Source organism: Asaia bogorensis, assembly GCF_900465345.1.
Taxonomy (GTDB): domain Bacteria; phylum Pseudomonadota; class Alphaproteobacteria; order Acetobacterales; family Acetobacteraceae; genus Asaia; species Asaia bogorensis_A.
This window is the reverse complement of record NZ_UEGO01000033.1, coordinates 1-15,804: the sequence shown is the minus strand read 5'-3', so window position 1 is coordinate 15,804 and position 15,804 is coordinate 1. Positions and strand designations below refer to the sequence as shown.

Genomic DNA, 15,804 nt, shown 5'->3' with positions numbered 1-15,804 from the left:
GCCCCCTCAAACAGCGGAGGTGCGAAACGGCATGATGAAGGGCAAGACCCGGCTTTCTGCCTCTCGCCCTCTGGCTGCCTTTCTCACAACCTCCACAAACCATCTCGCGCGTTATGCCATCACGCTCACGCCCGAGCAGTTGAGCCTGTACGAAGGCGCGCGGGCGGGCCTTGTCACGGCGCTCGCCCTGACCCCCTCGCTCTTCTTCGATCAACCTGTTCTCGCCTGGATTGCCTTTGCCTGCTTCTGGGCCTGTCTGATTGATCCGGGCGGCCCCAATCGCGAGCGCTTTCAGGTTCTGGGCGGGTTCACGCTGGCTGGCACCCTTCTTGTGTTCGGGGTTTCCAGCCTGAGCCTGTTTGGTCCCTGGGCCACTGTGCCGCTTGTGGCGCTCATCGGGCTGGGTTGCGGTCTGGCGCGTATGTTCTCTCCGGCGGTCATGCAGCTTTGGGCGCTGGCCGGATGTGCCGCCGTTGCAGCCACCGGTTTTCCCTCGCCTCCGCGTCAGGCAGCGGAGATTGCGGGTCTGTTCTTCGCGGGGGGTGCCCTGGCGACGCTGTTCTGCCTGGTGCTTTGGCGGCAGCAGCCTTATGCCCCGGCGCGCCGCAGCCTGTCGGCAACGTTCTATATTCTCGATCTGATGGCGCGCGAGTTGTCAGCCGGCCGCCTGCGCGAGGCCGTGCATCGTCAGGCGGCGCGAAACGCGATCGAGCGTGCCAGAACCTTGCTGCTGATGCTCGATGCGCGTCATGGCAATATGCGCCTGCGTCGGCGCATGGAAGCGACACTCATGGCAGCCGAGCGCGTCTTTACCGCGTTGCTGGCGCTGGAGCATCTTTCGCAGAATGGGCCCTTATCGCCTGAGCTGCGCGTCCTCCTTGGCCGGCTCGGCATGGCCTGCCACGAGTGCATGCGACAGGTCGCGCGGCCTGAGCCCGATTTTCGTATTCTCGGGCAGCTTGCACAGCGCCTCGACAGGGAGTCGCGCAACGGTGGTGTGGTCAACGCCATGCCTGTCATCGCCTGCGCCGCGGCTTTCCAGCAAATGATCGCCGCGTTTTCGCGCCGCCATCGTGAGGAGAGTGAGGGGCAATCCGGGCGTGGTCGCGCTTTGACTCCTTTGATATGGCGCCACTCGCTTCGTCTTTCTCTGGCGCTCACCCTGACCCAGATCGTCTGTCTGTATGGCGGCGAAGGGTTTTCCTACTGGGCGCTGATCGCGGCACTGCTGGTCATGCAGCCAGCTGGCAACCTGACCATTGTGCGCAGCATGGAGCGTGTTGTGGGCAGTATCGGGGGCAGTCTGCTCGCGGCGCTTTGCGCTCTGGTGCTGCCGGGTAAAATCCCCCTCCTGATCGCAGCGGTTTTTCTCTCTCTCGCAGCGATTGCGACCCGGGCTGTCAATTACACCATGCTGGTATTTTTCCTGACCGGACTGGTGGTCGTTATTGCCGAGGCGCTGATGCCGGGGGGCGGCATCGTGTGGGCGCGCGTGCTGGACAATCTGATCGGCAGCGGGATCGCTCTGCTTTGCGTCCTGCTGCTCTGGCCCCAGCGCGGCGATTCCGACCGGGAGACGCTGGTCCGGCGTGCGATACTGGCCCATTGCCGTTATGCCAGCCTTGTTCTTTCGGGCGATACGGATCAGGGCCAGACCGACAAGGCGCAGCGTGAGGCCGGGATGACAACCATTGCTGCCGAGTTCTCTCGTGGGGGACTGCCTTTGTTCGGCGGGCTGGTGACGCAACTGCGCGATGGGGAGTCACGGGATGTGCAGGCCGTCCTGCGGGCGCTGCGTCGCCTGAGCGGCGAACTGACCCTCTATCGCTTCGATATGCAGAACGGGCTGCGAAGCCCTGACCTGCAGGAGGCGGAACGCTTCGAGCGGTGGGCGCAGGCGATCGCGTCGGAGGGAAAGTCCCGCGGTGCGAAGATCGCGCCGCAAGATGCCGAAAGGACGGGCCCTCTCGCCATGCAGGAAGTTCTGACCTGGCTCAATGACGAGACGGCTCTGATGCGGCTGGGGCAGAAGGCCGGGCTTCAGAGCAGGCTGGAAGGAGATGCCGCGCTATGATGCCGCCCTCGCCTGCCCGAAAATCAGAGCAGTGAGAAATCAGATCAGGCAGAGTTCGGACAGGCTGCGTCTGAGCGCCGGGGGGAGGTTCTCGATCCCCGTCGCTGCGGGTGACGAGCCCAGATCGATGGGCGCGTCCTCGGGCTTCAGATAACGCCAGCCCTGAAATGGCCGCATGGCGCGCGGCTGAACCGGAATGATCTCGTCAGTAACGAGGATATGAGTGCCCAGCTGACCATCAGGGCGCGTAAAGGCGCGGAACCCTACAATCGGCTGACGGCAGAGCACCAGCCCGCCCATCACCCTGAAAAGCGAGCCCTGCCCACTGATCTCCTCGGCCTGTTTGGGCATTGTGCGTGTGCGTATGACACCGCACCCCTCAACACGCTCGCCGCGCTGCATCCAGGCGGCGAGTTCATCGAAGGTCGTGCAACCGACGACCAGTTTGATCATGTGCAGCAAGGATCAGTGCTTTCCCATGAAGCCCTGAGCCCAGCCGGCATAGAGCTTCTTGAAGCGATCGACATCGATGGCCTGCACGATGCTGACCTTTCGAACGCCCATTGCCTTTGGTGCCAGGGCATCGGGCCAGACATAGGCGTGGCCATAGCCAATGCCCTTGCCGATCTCGACATCCATATAGGCGTCCTGCTTTCTGGTAACGAGGGAGGGATCGGCCACGATGGCGCTCGTGACTTCATCCCACATGGCCAGCGGGACATAGTAGCGCACGAGATAATCGGTGGCGGCCGAGCGATGATCCTTCGCAATGGCCTCGACCTCAGCCTTGCTGAGCACCACGTCATTGGAGACATTGGCGACAGAGGTGATATGGGCCCAGGGCGCGGTCAGGGTGATATGGGCGGCCTCGGGATCGAAAATCAGATTGAAATCCGATCCGTTATCGGCATTGCCGGTGACAGACATCATCGCCAGGTCAAGATAGCCGCCCATAAAGACAAGCTGCTTCGCCGTGCTCGCAAAGCTCGGATCCAGACGAATGGCCAAAGCCAGATTGGTCATCGGGCCAGCTTCGATGATCGTCACCTCATGGGGGTGAGCATGGACCTGCTGGATCATGAACAGCGCAGCAGGGATGCCCTGAGGCTGAAGCTCGGGTTTACCATCGGGGGTCGGGGCAACAGCGGGCTGCGTGTCAGGGGTCTTGTCCATAGACCCCATGCCACCCCAGGCGCCTTTCCAGGGCAGGCTGCCATATTGCTGCTCGCGCAGGCGGGTGAGCGCCACTGTGTTGATCAGGGGCTGGGTTGCCCCGTCATAAACCGGCACATCACGATGCCCCGAAATTTCCAGGAAGCGGCGGATACGCGCGCTTTCGGCATTTTCCCAGTCATCGCCCGCGACGACCGTCAGGCCAAGAACCTTCAGTTTCGGGTTGTTCAGCAGGGGAATAACGGATTGAATGTTCGAGCCGCCCGGCCCCAGATAGTCATTGTCGGCAATCACAAGCTCCGGACCGTTCCGGGTTTCGGCGGAGGCTGTGCCGATGGTGAGGGCGGCAAGCGCCAGACTGGCAAGGAAACAACGCATAGGCTGGTTTGACTCCGGAAAAGCGGGACGGTCCCCTGTGTCTCATACTGTGAGCAATAAAGTCTTAAGGGAAGGGGTGATGAACGTCATCTCGTGGCGTGCAGGGTGTTCATGCAGCCTGAACGATCACAAGGCTGAAGGGCGGTGATTTGCGGGTGATCAGAGGACCAGAGCACCCAGCAGGGCTTCGAGCCTCACACGACCTTCGTCCGTGGCAATGAGCCGGTTGTCCTGAAGGCTGAGATAATTTTCTTCCTGTGCCGCCTCGAAAATCATCGGGTCCACACACTCGGCCAGTTGGCGTCCTGTACGCGTTGCGAACCAGTCCAGATCAATCCCTTCGCGCAGGCGCAACCCCATCAGGAGCGCCTCACGTCCGCGTTCCTCGGATGACAGGGGCGTTTCCTCGGTCGACCCGCTTCCTCGCTGTTCGACACGGTCTGCCCAGATTTCCGGAGCGCGATGCCGTCTTGTTGCCAGAAGTGTGCTGTCGAGCGTCAGCCTGCCATGTGCGCCCGGCCCGATGCCGATATAATCCTGATAACGCCAGTAAGTGAGGTTGTGACGGCTCTCGGCACCGGGGCGGGCATAATTCGAAATTTCGTAATCCCGCATTCCGAAGAGACCTGCGATCTCGGCAGTCTTTTCATAAAGGCGAGCGGCTTCATCTCCCTCGGGCAGGGTGAACCGCCCCTGTCGATAGAGTGCCTCGAATTTCGTGCCCTGTTCGATGGTGAGCTGATAGAGGGACAGGTGATCGGAGGCGAGGGCAAGCGCCTCGCGCAGCTCTGTCTCCCAGGCGCTCAGGCTCTGGCCGGGGCGGGCATAGATCAGGTCGAAGGAAAGCCGCGGGAAGAGGGCGCGCGCTGTCTCCAACGCCTGCACGGCCTGTCCGGCCGAATGTTCACGGCCCAGAAAGCGCAGGGAGTCCTCGTTCAGGCTCTGGATGCCAAGCGATATCCGATTGACCCCCGCCTGAGCAAAGCCGGCAAGTTTCTCGCGCTCCACACTGGTTGGATTGGCTTCGAGGGTGATTTCCAGATCAGGCGCGGCGTCGAAATGGTGCAGGGCATCCTGAATGATCAGGGCGACAGTTTCAGGGTGCATGAGCGACGGTGTGCCGCCACCGAAAAAGATCGAGCGCAGGCTGCGCCGCCCCGTGCGGGCAGCATCATGGGCGAGCTCCTGACGCAGCGCCGCTGTGAAGCGATCATGCGGGATGACGTCGCGCACATGCGAGTTGAAGTCGCAATAGGGGCATTTGGCCAGACAGAAGGGCCAGTGCACATAGAGCGAGAGCGGCGGTGCTGCGCTCAGATTGCGATCCTCACACCAAGCTCGACCACACGATCAGGTGGAATACGGAAGAATTCGGTGCTGGGTACGGCATTGCGTACCATCAGCAGGAACAGCCACATGCGCCAGATCGAGAGCTTGGGCAGGGTGGAGCGCACGACGAGCTCACGCGAGACGAAATACGAGGCCTGAATGGCATCGAACTCAACCCCGGCCGCATTCAGTTCCTCAAGCGCCTTGGGGAGATTGGGCATTTCCATGAAGCCGTAACGCACGATCACACGATGAATATTCGGCGCCAGCTCCTGCACCATCGCACGATGGCCGCGCTCTGCTTCGGGCTGATCGAGGTTCTGCACCGTCACGAACAGGACGTGGTCGTGCAGCACCTTGTTATGCTTGAGATTATGCAGGAGGCAGGTGGGAACGGTATCGGGATTGGCTGTCAGGAACACGGCCATGCCGGGCACCCTGACGGTGCGTGATTGCGGCAGTCGCGCCAGAAAGGACGCCATGGGCAGTGAATCTGCCATCTGGCGGGTGCGGATCAGGCTGCGACCGCGCGCCCATGTGGTCATGAGAATAGTGGCCGAAACGCCGATGGCCAGAGGCACCCAGCCGCCATCGGGGATCTTCAGCACATTCGCCGCGAAGAAGGTGCCATCGCTGAGCAGGAAAAACCCGAAGACAAGACCTGCCAGAGGAGCGCTCCAGTTGAACACGCGACGGAACACCACCATGGCCAGAACGGCCGTGCACATGAAGGTGCCTGTCACGGCAATGCCGTAAGCCGCTGCCAGAGCCGAGGAAGAACGGAAAGAGAGAACGAGCAGGATCGACCCCAGGGCAAGCACCCAGTTGAACACGGGAAGATAGATCTGCGCTTCTTCCTCCGCGTTGGTGTGGGTGATGCGCATACGGGGCAGATAGCCCAGCTGGATAAGCTGACGGCATAGCGAGAAGCCGCCGGAAATGCCGGCCTGGCTGGCAATCACGGTTGCCATGGTGGCAAGGAGCAGAAGTGGAATCTGGGCCCAGCCGGGGGCCAGATGGTAAAACGGATTTTGCAGCGCTGCCGGGTTGCGCAGAAGCAGGGCACCCTGACCCAGATAATTCAGCGTCAGGGACGGCAGGACGAAAAACAGCCACGCATAGCGGATGGGTGTCCGACCGAAATGCCCCATATCGGCATAAAGCGCCTCGGCACCTGTCACGGAAAGAACGACAGAGCCCAGGGCGATGAAGGCCAGCCATCCGTGATAGAGCACGAACTGCGCGGCGTAATAAGGCGACAGCGCCATCAGGATATGGGGCGTCTGGGCGATGGAATGGATGCCCATGACGGCCAGCGTCAGAAACCAGACCATCATGATCGGACCAAAGGCACGACCGATCTTGCCGGTGCCAAGTGCCTGCGCGCTGAATAGGGCAATCAGGATGATGATCGCCACCGGTATGATGATGTGGGAGGCTGATGGCACCGAGACCTCGATACCTTCAATGGCCGAGAGAACCGAAACCGCTGGGGTGATGATGCCATCACCAAAGAAGAGGCAGGCCCCGCCAATACCTACAATGCCGAAGAACCAGCGATATCTGGGCGATTTGCAAACGCGCTGTGCCAGAGACATCAGCGCGATGATGCCGCCTTCGCCATCATGGTCGGCGCGCATGACAAGCATGACGTATTTGATGGTAACGACCAGCATGAGCGCCCAGAAGATGAGGCTCTCAATGCCCATGATCTCCCAGCTTTCCGCCGGATGACGGATCGAGCCGACGATCTGGACAGAGGCCTGAAAGGCGTAGAGCGGGCTGGTGCCGATATCACCATAAACCACCCCCAGAACGCCCAGAAGACCGGCCAGACCGACAGGGGCTTTCTTGTGCAGGCCGTCATTCGCGCCGAACTCGCGGATGGAGCCCTGCCCGTCGGTTGCGTTTCTGACAACGGACCCTGGTTCTGCGGTGGTGGAACCTGGCTGTCCGGCAGGCCTGTCTGTCATTTCTGTTCCATCTCATGGCAAGCGCGAGGCAAGCACGGGGGCAAATACGTTGCGTGATACACATAGATGTGAGCGATCACTGACATAAAGCCTGCCATACGATCATTCGTCCTGTCGCCGCAAGCATGGCGTAGCCGAAATCAGATTGTGGGACGGCTGCCGAAGATGGCGGTCCCAACGCGCACGAGTGTTGCGCCGTGAGCGATGGCGGTTTCGAAATCGGCTGACATGCCCATGGAGCACTCTGCGAGACCATGAGCCTGCGCCAGCTGCGCAAGGTATGCAAAATGGGGTGCTGGTTCTTCATCCTCGGGGGGGATGCACATCAGTCCCTTCACAACGTTGCCAAAACGCGACCTGCACAGCGTGATGAATGCATCGGCCTCCTCACGCGAGATACCCGATTTCTGAGGCTCATCACCTGTGTTGACTTGAACGAACAGGTCAGGCAGGCGGCCAAGTCGGTCACCTGCCCGGGCGATGGCATTGGCCAGACCAGGTCGATCGAGGGATTCAATGCAATCGGCCACGCGACATGCGTCCAGCGCCTTGTTGGTTTGCAGGCCACCGATGATGTGAAGGCGCAAATCAGGCCAGGTTTCGCGCAGGGCGGGGAACTTCTCCCTGGCTTCCTGAACGCGGTTTTCGCCGAACAGGCGTTGCCCGGCTCCAAGAGCCTGCTCGATGGCGGCAGCCGGATGAAATTTGCTGACGGCAACGAGCTGAACACTGTCCCTCGGGCGCTGGGCTGTCAGGCAAGCGGCATTGATACGCGCACGAATCCGGTCGAGACGGGAGGAGAGCGTGTCGTTTGTCATGGCCATATCCGCAAGTTATTGCTGTTAAGATGCACGAAGGGGTAGCGCGGCGCTTCGCGAAATGCCATTGGCAAGGCAATGTCCAAAGCACCTTCTCAGATTCCCGCCGATCCGACCCGCGATCTGGCTTTCGATATTGTCTGCGGTGTCGTCGAGCATCGACGTATGCTGGAGACGACGCTCGACCGCAGCCCGCTGACCGATCCGAGGGATCGTGCAAGCGCTCACCGGCTTGCGGCCACCGTGCTGCGGCATATGGGCAGCATGACCGAATTGCTGCAACCGCTCCTTCGTCGCGAGCCGCCTGCGCCCGTGCGCTGTGCGTTGCTGATGGGCGTGGCCCAGCTGCGTCATCTCGAGACCCCTCCTCATGCTGCCGTGGGTACGATCGTCTCCCTGCTGCGTCGTCGTGGGCTGGCGCCTTTCGCCGGGCTTGCCAATGCCGTGCTGCGTCGTGTGGCGCGCGATGGTGACGAGCTGGCCGAGGGCCTTGATGCCGATCGGCTTGATGTTCCGGCCTGGCTCTGGACGGCCTGGGGGCACCGGGCTCGCGATATCGCGGCCGGGCTGCATCGCGAGGCGCCGATCGACCTGACCCTGAAACCGGGCGCTATGGCGCCGGAAGGCGGGGAAATGATGCCTAATGGCAGTGTTCGTTTCGCACCGGGGACGCGGGTGACGGAGCTTGAAGGCTTCGAGGAAGGCGCGTTCTGGGTTCAGGATGCGGCTGCCACCATGCCAGCGCGACTGCTGAATATCTCGCCGGGACAGAGCGTTGTCGATCTTTGCGCGGCACCGGGTGGCAAGACAGCCCAGCTGGCTGTGGCCGGGGCCAAGGTCTATGCAGTCGAACGCGAGGAAACCCGCGCCAGGCGCCTCAAGCAGAATCTCGAGCGCCTAAGGCTCGATGCCGAAGTGGTTGTCGCCGATGCCCTGCAATGGCAGCCAGAAGAGAAAGTGGACGCGGTTCTGCTCGATGCGCCGTGCTCTGCGACGGGAACATTGCGCCGTCATCCGGACGTCCTGTGGGTGAAACGCCCGCGTGATGTGCTGGCGCTTGCGAAGGATCAGGATCGCCTGATCGATGCCGCTGGTGCCATGCTCAAGCCGGGCGGCATCCTGCTTTACGCTGTTTGCTCCCTTCAGGATGAGGAAGGTCCTCAGCGCGTGGCAGCAGCGGTCAAACGCGGCTGGGTGCTTGAGCCTTTTACGGCTGAAGAGCTCGCGACCATGCCCGAGGCACTCACAAAACAGGGAACATTCCGCACGCATCCCGGCATGTGGGCCGAGCAGGGCGGTATGGATGGCTTTTTCGCTGCAAGGCTGCGCAAGACGGCCTGAGATGGACCGGTCAGAGAGCGTCGCCCTTTCGGGCGGCGCCAGTTGAGTGGCCTGCTACGGAACGATCGACACAGAGAGAAGGTAGAACGATGCCCCAGTTGAAAACGCCCCTGATTGCACCGAGCATTCTCAGCGCCGATTTTGCGCGTATGGGCGAGGAAGTTGAAGCCGTGGTGCGCGATGGGGCCGACTGGCTGCATCTGGATGTGATGGACGGGCATTTCGTGCCCAACATGACATTCGGCCCTGGCATGGTGGCAGCACTGCGCAATCGTACCGACAGGCCCTTTGACGTGCATCTGATGATCGAACCGGCCGATGCCTTCATTGAGGCCTTCGCCAAGGCCGGTGCGGACCATATTCATGTCCATGTGGAAAATAACCCGCACGTGCATCGCACGCTTCAGCATATTCGCGCCCTCGGCAAGAAGCCCGGCATTGCCATCTGCCCCGGCACGCCGCCCGAAGCGCTCGAATATCTGCTCGATCTCGTCGACATCATTCTGGTCATGACTGTCAATCCTGGTTTCGGGGGGCAGAAGTTCCTGGAAAGCCAGGTCCCCAAGATTCGCAAGCTGCGCCAGATGGCTGACGCCACGGGACGGGATATTCGTATCGGCGTCGATGGCGGCATTGACTTGGCCACCGCGCCGCTTGCGACGGGTGCCGGTGCGGATATGATGGTCGCGGGGACTTCCATCTACGGTCAGGATGATTATGCTGCTGCAATCAATTCTTTGAGACAGGCGGGAAGCCTGTCCTGACATCCTGACCAAAAGGAGCTGATCGGTATGCTCGGACGCTGGGCGCGTGAGGCTCGTCTTTCATTTGCCCGACTGCCATCGAGCGTGCCGGGTCTTGCGCGTGCACCTGACAGGCCTGTGCACGCCATTCGCGATATCTGGCCCGGCAATGCCGATCATGGTGCCCTGCTTGTCAGTGGCACTGCACGTTTTGAAGGACGCCTTATCCCGCTGCGGGTCAATGACTGGGAATATGCCGATCTTGCCCCCGCGACCCGCGACTGGCTACAGGGGTTTACTTGGCTGCGTGATCTGCGTGCCCTCGGCAGCGATGAGGCGCGTCTTTATGCTCGTTCCATCGTCAGTAGCTGGCTCGACCAGCCGCCTATCGACCCTCTCGTCCTCAACGCGCCGGCAACAGGCGCGCGTCTGGCATCCTGGCTGGGTCATTTCGATTTCTTTGCCGCGTCGGCCAGTGAGGCGTTCAGACAGAGATTGATGGACCGGCTCCTGGTTGAAGGGCGCCTGGTCTCTATCATGTTGCCACTTGAGGCGCAGGAATGGCGGAATTTCACGGCCCTCAAGGGATTGCTGACCGTTGCAGCCGCCATACCGTCGCAAACTGGATTTCTCCAGCGTTTTCATCGCTATCTTGATCAGGAAATCACTCGCCAGATTCTTCCCGATGGTACCTTGCGCGAGCGCAGCCCCCTGGCCCAGATGGAGGCGACACGCGAACTGGCCGAGATAAGCGTTTTCATGCGTATGGCCCAGATGACGCCTTCAGAATCCGTTCAGAACGCCCTTGCGCGTCTGTGCCCGGTTTTGCGGGCCCTGCGGCATGGCGATGGGCGGCTGGCTCTGTTTCACGGAAGCAAGGAGGGGGATGATCGTCAGATTGACAGGATCATCCAGTATGGGGCGCGTCAGAGATTGCTGGCCTCCGCCATGCCTGACGGGGCGTTCTGGCGTATCAGCGCGGGCAAGGCGTTGCTTTTCATCGACGGTGGGGCGACGCCTGCGCCCGGATATGACAGGAATGCACATGCGGCGCCGCTCGCTATCGAGTTCTCCTATGCGCGGCAGCGGCTTTTCGTGAACTGTGGCGGGGCAATTACAGGTGTGTGGAAGCGGGCCCTGCGCCAGACGGCGGCCCATTCCTCTCTTGTTGTAGAAAACACCTCGTGCTGCGACATTGCCACGGATGGCACGATTACGCGTCGGCCCGCTCATGTCACATTCAACCATCAGAGCCAGGATGGCTCACACTGGATCGATGCACAGCATGATGGCTGGTATCCAGGTTTCGGCATTCACTGGCGCAGACGCCTTTATCTCGGCCCAACGGGTGAGGATCTGAGGGGTGAAGAGTGTGTGGAAGGCGAGCGCAGTGTGGCTTTTGCCTTGCGTTTTCATCTGCATCCAACCGTAAACGCCGAACTGGCACCTGATGGCGACGAGGTGTTGATGCATGCTGGAGGTATGATCTGGCGCTTTCGACAGGAAGGCGGTGGATTATCTCTGGAGAAGAGTGTCTATGCCGGTGGGGAGAAGCCGGTCTCCAGTCTCCAGATTGTGGTTCGCCCTGTGACATCGAGCACCGAAGACGAGGCAGTACCCGGGAAGGCTTCAGAGGATCGCGGTGTAGCCGATGCGGAGGCCCCGGTAAGCGCGGCAAGTGAAGATGTCCGTTCTTCTGAGGAGACCGCAAATCCTTCAGCGGAGGAGAGCGCAGGCTCGACAGTTTCAGGTTCAGCGCACGGACCAGAGAGCGCGGCTCTGGTCGGTGATGTGTCTCAACCTTCGGCTCCTGCGCAACTTTCCGAACAAAGAACGGTGCGCCAGGTCGTACACTGGGTGATGGAGCGCGTGCCAGAATGAGAAAACGCCGCTCATCCGGGAATCCCCAGCCCGGCAGTCGCGAGAAACTGCGTATTCTCGAAATCACCAATGTTGATTTCGCCATGAGGCAGTTTATCCACCCCCTCATGCGTGCCTTGCGCGATGCCGGCCACGACGTTGAAGGAGGCTGTGCCGAGGGAGAACACCTGTCGTCCGTCCGGGCTGACGGCTTTGTCGTGCATCCGCTGCCGATGGCGCGGTCCTATTCGCCGTTTGCGCAATGGCGCGCGCTCAAAGCCATCATCCGCCTCATCAGGCGCACCCGGCCAGACCTTGTGCATGGTCATATGCCAATCAGCGGTTTTCTGGCCCGTATGGCGGCCTGGTGGTGCGACGTACCTGTCATTGCCTATACCTGCCACGGCTACCTGTTCAATCAGCCCGGATCGTGGAGACGACGAGGGTTGTCTTTTGCCCTTGAGTGGCTGGCGGGGCAGGTAACTGACCGCTATATGACAGTCTCACAGGCCGAGGCACGCGATGCCCGCCGTCTGCGTATTCATCCCTGGCCAAAGGGCGTTGGTAATGGCCGTGATCCGCAGCTTTATCGTCCTGATGAGTCGGTGAGGCGGGAATGTCGTCAGGCGCTTGATCTTGATGATACGCAGATAGTGGTCATCGCGGTGTCTCGCATCGTGCGCCACAAGGGATATCCTGAATTGCTGCGCGCGATGGCCGCCGTGCCTGATGCCGTTCTCCTCATCGTGGGAGAGCGTCTCGCCTCCGATCACGGCGATAGCATGGCAGCCGAATTTGCGGAGGCTGCAAAAGTTCTGGGTAACCGGTTGCGCCTTCTTGGCTACCGGAGCGATACGTCCCGCCTGCTGGCCGCAGCCGATATCTTTGCCCTGCCCAGCCACTTCGAGGGGCTGCCCATGTCTGTGATCGAGGCCATGCTGAGTGGTCTGCCGGTAGTGGCAACCGATATACGTGGGCCGAATGAGCAGGTGGTGCACGGCGAGACCGGCTTTCTGGTGCCTCCCGGTCTGGCAGCACCCCTTGCCGATGCACTTGTTCAGCTGGTGAAAAACCCTGCGTTACGGACGATCATGGGGCAGGCTGGTCGGGCGCGCGCTGTGCAGCTTTATGATGAGAAGAAAGTTCTGGCCCGCGTGGTGGCATTGCTGAGCTGATCAGAGCCAGCCATTCTGCCTCGCGATGCGGCTTGCCTCGATACGGTTGCGAGCGCCGATTTTCTGGATGATGTCGGAAAAGCAGTTGCGCAGTGTGCCGGGCGTAAGCTCGAAGAATGTTGCGATCTGCTCGCTGGAGCGACCGGACTCAACCAGACGCAGGATTGCGCGATCGCGCGAGTTCAGCGGGTCATGGGCGGCATCCCAGACCTGTTGCGCAAGGGCTGGATCAATGGCGCGCCCTCCACGTCCAACATTACGCAAAGCACCGGCGAGTTCACTCAAGGGGGCATCCTTGAGAAGATAACCACGCACTCCGGCGTTGAGCGCCCGCTTCATATAGCCCGCCCGTGAGAATGTGGTGACGATGACAACAACACTCCTGGCTTTTTCGGCCTGGAGGGTTTCCGCCAGTTCAATGCCGCTCATTCCCGGCATTTCGATATCGGTCAGAAGAATGTCAGGTCGTTCGGCTCGTGTCAGCGCGAGCGCTTCAGGGCCATTGGCGGCTTTGCCCACGATTTCGAAATCGGGTTCCATCGACAGAAGCGCCTCAAAAGCGTCGCGCAACATGGCCTGGTCTTCAGCCAGGACGAGGCGCAGCTTTTGCCTCATTGCAGATCTCCAAGGGTGATGATGAGTGTCAGGCCATCGGGTCGGTGGGTGAAGACAAGCTTGCCATCGATCTAGGAAAGCCGCCTGCGCATCCCGGTTATACCATTCCCTTCACGAAATGATAACAAAATATTGCCGGATGTGGGGTGAGCCTTTCGGTCGGCGACAACAAGCTGCGTTGCCCCTGAGGCGAGCTGTCTGAATTCGATATGACAAGACCCGGCATGGGCGTGGCGCAGGATGTTTGTCAGGGCCTCGCGCAAGGTGAGTGCAAGCACAGCTTCTGCATGTGCAGGCATCAATTCCGGCCCGCCCCTGATTTCCGTCGTTATCCCGGCGTCACGCAGCGCCCTCACGCCCGATGCGAGTTCGTCGCCAAGCGATGCGATGCGCATATCCGAGACGACCAGGCGTGTTTCCGCCAGGGCGTCACGTGCCTTCTGACCAATCTCGTTGAGCTCGTTCTCTGCGTCATTGGGAGCATGAGGCAGGTGGCGGCGTGCCAGATCGGTCTTGAGAGCAATCAGTGTCAGGGACTGGCCAAGAGTGTCGTGCAGGTCTCTGGCCAGGCGCTCGCGCTCGGCCACCAATGTGAGCGAACGTATCTCCTCCTGTGCTGCAGCCAAGGCTTCGTTTCTTTGGTGGAGTTCCATCGAGAGGGTCATGGTGGCAAAGGTGCCGATGGCGACAATGATGGTGATCAGGCAGCCGATGAGATCCTGATAGGCAAACCAGGCCAATGCCGCGCATACGGTCAGAAGGGCGATCATCAGGCACAGGCCGAGCCGTCGGTTGTGGATTGCACCACATGTTGCGACGGCCGAGATGAAAAACACGCCCCAATAACCTTGGAACGGGATAAGCAATATTCCGATCACCGCATAGGTTACGGCACGAAACGCGATTGGCATGGCGAGCCTGCCCGGCATGAAAGGCAGGACAAGAAAAACGGTGGCACCGGCAATGAATGCGGCAATGCCAGCAAGAGTGGTCCCCTGAGCGAGCCAGGGGAGCGGGTAGAGAAGCAGATAAATGCCCGAGATGCTGCGGCGAAACACGATACGGGAGCGGGGGCCGAGGGTGGTAGGCATGACGGGGCCTTGGTCTGACGCGGGGAGGGAAGGTATGGAATCAGGCAATGGTACGGATTGGGGCCTCGGCGCCAGAAGAGCTGATCTGCCTGCTGCGCATAAGCCGACATAACGCACCCACCCAGCAGGCACTGGCTGTGCCGAGCCCGGCGACGACACTGTGAAGCGGTTGATTCAGGAAGAGAGAGGCCGCAGTCACAAAGAGAATGCCAACACCCGTATAGATATGCACAGGCTCATGCATGGCACGTCCCAGAGGCAGGTAGGAGGCGCCGATAACGAGGCCTGCGACAACAAGCATCAGGTCAGGCCGATGGACGGCCGACAGAACCATACCTGCCGCAACGAGAAGAACGACTCGCGCCCGACGCGTGCGGCGAGCCAGTTGATGATCGTGAACGATCTCGGGGTCATGATGTGTGATGTCTCTTCTGAGGAACCCCCAAGCCAGCGGCAGGGAGATTGAGACTGTGATGATCAGTCCATGAGACGGGGCAATTCCAAGGGCGGCAAGACCTCTCATACTCCAGAGCGCGGCAAACAGCAGTCCGGTGAGATCGGTCAGGGCGTAACGCCAAGGTCTTTGAGCGGGAGTGGTGGGCATGATGCATTCTCTCACTGTCGGGATATCGAACCTGAGGATCGCAAGGCTCTGACCTGTGCGACAGTGTGCAGCGTCATGCGGGAGAGATGACCTGAGATGACAACGGCTTCATGTTGGTCGGGAGGGGTCAACTCCCAACAATCGGGCGGTGCGAGTGGTGGGCCTGTCGGAGGCGATGATATCCGATTTCATGCAATAATATGTGGATACACAAGTAAAAAAATAACATAATATAAATATAGATGTTATTTATCATATAATTCTTCCTCGGAGTCCAGAAATGACGTCTAGAATTTTCTTCGATAGTGATGATATCGTCGTTCATTTCAACGAAGGTCGTTCCGATTGCGTTCTTGTAACGTTCATGGGCATTGGGCATGAGGGCTCTGTTGCAAACCTTCGGGACCGCCGAGCGGCATCGCACTTATTTTGGGATCAGGCCGCATCGGCGAAATGCTGATTGAGCATGTCCATGGCCTCGGTCATGGCCGTGGGGCCAATACCAAATGATCTTTCGATCAGACGCACCTCTCCCTTGATCCCTGGCTGCAGGCACCACGGCCGGGCCTGCCCTTTGCGTAGGGCGCGCATGACCTCGAAGCCCTTGATCGTGGCGTAGGCTGTGGCCAT

The 15,804-nt window shown here is 60.5% G+C and carries 13 protein-coding genes and 1 pseudogene; 5 read left to right on the top strand and 9 right to left on the bottom strand.

Annotation, left to right across the window (positions count from 1 at the left end):
- The first annotated feature begins 31 nt into the window (after positions 1-31).
- A complete protein-coding gene (locus tag ED655_RS12505) occupies positions 32-2,074 on the top strand; it encodes an FUSC family protein (RefSeq protein ID WP_162993512.1) in 2,043 nt (680 codons plus the stop codon).
- 39 nt (positions 2,075-2,113) lie between these two features.
- On the opposite strand, the gene ED655_RS12500 is transcribed toward ED655_RS12505, so the two are convergent.
- The 5 genes from ED655_RS12500 to ED655_RS12480 all read right to left on the bottom strand — a co-directional run bounded on the left by ED655_RS12500 (position 2,114) and on the right by ED655_RS12480 (position 7,751).
- Positions 2,114-2,536, bottom strand: coding sequence for a DUF1489 family protein (locus ED655_RS12500; protein ID WP_122050441.1), 423 nt, complete (start codon positions 2,534-2,536; stop codon positions 2,114-2,116).
- Positions 2,537-2,539: 3 nt separating this feature from the next.
- Positions 2,540-3,625 (bottom strand): nucleoside hydrolase, encoded by a 1,086-nt coding sequence (locus ED655_RS12495; RefSeq protein WP_122050440.1) that lies wholly within the window; start codon positions 3,623-3,625, stop codon positions 2,540-2,542.
- Between the two features lie 159 nt (positions 3,626-3,784).
- A complete protein-coding gene (gene hemW / locus ED655_RS12490) occupies positions 3,785-4,942 on the bottom strand; it encodes a radical SAM family heme chaperone HemW (RefSeq protein ID WP_122050439.1) in 1,158 nt (385 codons plus the stop codon).
- Entirely contained in the window at positions 4,939-6,927 is a 1,989-nt protein-coding gene (locus tag ED655_RS12485; RefSeq protein WP_122050438.1) for a potassium transporter Kup, read from the bottom strand. Before ED655_RS12485 ends, hemW begins: the two co-directional genes overlap by 4 nt.
- Before the next feature lie 140 nt (positions 6,928-7,067).
- On the bottom strand, positions 7,068-7,751 hold the full coding sequence (locus ED655_RS12480; RefSeq protein ID WP_122050437.1) for a YggS family pyridoxal phosphate-dependent enzyme: 684 nt from the start codon (positions 7,749-7,751) through the stop codon (positions 7,068-7,070).
- Positions 7,752-7,823: 72 nt separating this feature from the next.
- Between ED655_RS12480 and ED655_RS12475 the strand changes: the two genes are divergently transcribed.
- From ED655_RS12475 to ED655_RS12460, 4 genes are all read left to right on the top strand, one after another.
- Entirely contained in the window at positions 7,824-9,086 is a 1,263-nt protein-coding gene (locus ED655_RS12475) for an RsmB/NOP family class I SAM-dependent RNA methyltransferase (RefSeq protein ID WP_122050436.1), read from the top strand.
- 89 nt (positions 9,087-9,175) lie between these two features.
- Positions 9,176-9,850: a ribulose-phosphate 3-epimerase gene (rpe, locus tag ED655_RS12470; protein WP_122050435.1), complete on the top strand. Its 675-nt coding sequence runs from the start codon at positions 9,176-9,178 to the stop codon at positions 9,848-9,850.
- A gap of 27 nt (positions 9,851-9,877) precedes the next feature.
- Positions 9,878-11,710, top strand: a complete 1,833-nt coding sequence (locus tag ED655_RS12465; protein WP_122050434.1) for a heparinase II/III family protein — start codon at positions 9,878-9,880, stop codon at positions 11,708-11,710.
- Positions 11,711-11,757: 47 nt separating this feature from the next.
- Positions 11,758-12,864, top strand: a complete 1,107-nt coding sequence (locus ED655_RS12460; RefSeq protein WP_122050516.1) for a glycosyltransferase family 4 protein — start codon at positions 11,758-11,760, stop codon at positions 12,862-12,864.
- Here ED655_RS12460 and ED655_RS12455 read toward each other — a convergent pair whose 3' ends face one another.
- The 4 genes and pseudogenes from ED655_RS12455 to ED655_RS12435 all read right to left on the bottom strand — a co-directional run.
- Positions 12,865-13,479 (bottom strand): response regulator transcription factor, encoded by a 615-nt coding sequence (locus tag ED655_RS12455; protein ID WP_122050433.1) that lies wholly within the window; start codon positions 13,477-13,479, stop codon positions 12,865-12,867.
- Between the two features lie 71 nt (positions 13,480-13,550).
- Entirely contained in the window at positions 13,551-14,570 is a 1,020-nt protein-coding gene (locus ED655_RS12450; protein WP_122050432.1) for a sensor histidine kinase, read from the bottom strand.
- Positions 14,571-14,610: 40 nt separating this feature from the next.
- On the bottom strand, positions 14,611-15,174 hold the full coding sequence (locus tag ED655_RS12445) for a hypothetical protein (protein ID WP_122050431.1): 564 nt from the start codon (positions 15,172-15,174) through the stop codon (positions 14,611-14,613).
- A gap of 435 nt (positions 15,175-15,609) precedes the next feature.
- Positions 15,610-15,804: pseudogene (locus ED655_RS12435) on the bottom strand (IS6 family transposase); the annotation flags it as partial.

Coding starts and splice junctions, on each gene's coding strand:
- rpe (WP_122050435.1), top strand. CDS start 9,176: ATGCCCCAGTTGAAAACGCCCCTGATTGCACCGAGCATTCTCAGCGCC.
- ED655_RS12485 (WP_122050438.1), bottom strand. CDS start 6,927: ATGACAGACAGGCCTGCCGGACAGCCAGGTTCCACCACCGCAGAACCA.
- ED655_RS12455 (WP_122050433.1), bottom strand. CDS start 13,479: ATGAGGCAAAAGCTGCGCCTCGTCCTGGCTGAAGACCAGGCCATGTTG.
- ED655_RS12505 (WP_162993512.1), top strand. CDS start 32: ATGATGAAGGGCAAGACCCGGCTTTCTGCCTCTCGCCCTCTGGCTGCC.
- ED655_RS12495 (WP_122050440.1), bottom strand. CDS start 3,625: ATGCGTTGTTTCCTTGCCAGTCTGGCGCTTGCCGCCCTCACCATCGGC.
- ED655_RS12465 (WP_122050434.1), top strand. CDS start 9,878: ATGCTCGGACGCTGGGCGCGTGAGGCTCGTCTTTCATTTGCCCGACTG.
- ED655_RS12445 (WP_122050431.1), bottom strand. CDS start 15,174: ATGCCCACCACTCCCGCTCAAAGACCTTGGCGTTACGCCCTGACCGAT.
- ED655_RS12450 (WP_122050432.1), bottom strand. CDS start 14,570: ATGCCTACCACCCTCGGCCCCCGCTCCCGTATCGTGTTTCGCCGCAGC.
- ED655_RS12480 (WP_122050437.1), bottom strand. CDS start 7,751: ATGGCCATGACAAACGACACGCTCTCCTCCCGTCTCGACCGGATTCGT.
- ED655_RS12475 (WP_122050436.1), top strand. CDS start 7,824: ATGTCCAAAGCACCTTCTCAGATTCCCGCCGATCCGACCCGCGATCTG.